This is a genomic window from Micromonospora sp. M61, assembly GCF_018070245.1.
GTDB lineage: Bacteria > Actinomycetota > Actinomycetes > Mycobacteriales > Micromonosporaceae > Micromonospora > Micromonospora zamorensis.
Genome location: NZ_JAGPYA010000167.1, coordinates 1 through 1,083, shown reverse-complemented (window position 1 = coordinate 1,083; position 1,083 = coordinate 1). Strand labels below are relative to the sequence as shown.

Annotated in this window: 1 protein-coding gene and 1 pseudogene; both read right to left on the bottom strand. The window is 69.6% G+C overall.

The window, feature by feature from the left end; all coding sequences use genetic code 11:
- On the bottom strand, nucleotides 1–643 hold a 643-nt coding region (locus KBX34_RS33120; protein WP_210928999.1), incomplete at its 3' end, for an RICIN domain-containing protein.
- Nucleotides 644–871: 228 nt separating this feature from the next.
- Nucleotides 872–1,083: pseudogene (locus tag KBX34_RS33115) on the bottom strand (RICIN domain-containing protein); the annotation flags it as partial.

The window sequence follows — 1,083 nt, the reverse complement described above, 5'->3', positions numbered from 1 at the left end:
TCGTGTGCGTGCCACTGGAGAGCGTCGGCGCCTTGCCGCACCCGCTGCCGCCCGTCGGCGGCGGGTTGCCGCTGTCCGTGGGGACGAGTTGCCACTGCTGGTTGGCGCCACCCCAGTCGGCGTACTGCACGATGTTGCCACCGTCGGCGGTGGACGCTCCCTGCACCTCGACGGCCTTGCCGCTGTGCCGGCTGATCAGCCGCACATGGCCGCCGTCGGAGTCGGCCAGCCGGAACTGCTGGTTGGTCCCGTTGAGGTCGGACCACTGCACGATCGCTCCGCCGTCGGCGGTCGAGAAGTTGCTGACGTCGAGGACTTTGCCCGAGTGCCGGGACTTCAGTCGGTAGAAGCCTCCCCCGGAGTCCACGAACTGCCATTGCTGGTTCGCGCCGTTGTTCCGGGTCCACTGGCTGATCCGTGCGCCGTCGTTGGTGGCCGAGCCGTACAGGTCCAACGCCTTGCCGCTGTTGCGATTGACCAGGACGTACCAGGCGTTGGTGTCCACGGTCGCCGCAGAGGCGGGGGCCGCGTTGACCGCGACGAGCGTGCTGGCCGCCATGACCGCGGCCGCCGCTGCGGCCAAGCCTGACCGCCAGCGACGTCTCCGTGGAGAGGCGGGATGAGCCTCACCGATGGCCTTCATGGTCCACTCCTTCGATCGGGGTCATCCACGAGCAGAACGCACGCGGGTGCCCTGGCGTGCGTGCCGACGTCTGGTGGTGGCGTCAGCACGTCTGGGGGGATGGGTGCGGGCGAGATGCGGCAGGCGGCGACCGGAGGCCGCGCGTGCGGCACCTCGACGAGGAGGATTGCGGCGGCCCGCCCTCCGGGCGGGCCGCCATCCCTGTCACCTACGGCGTTGCGGTCACTATCCGATGCGGACCAGCTGCCACTGCTGGTTGCTGCCACCCCAGTCGGCGTACTGGACGATGTTGCCACCGTCGGCGGTGGACGCGCCCTGCACCTCGACGGCCTTGCCGCTGTTGCGGTTGATCACACGCACGTAGCCATCGGATGACTGGGCGAGCCGGAACTGCTGGTTGGTGCCGTTGCCGTCGCTCCACTGCACGATCGCCGCACCGT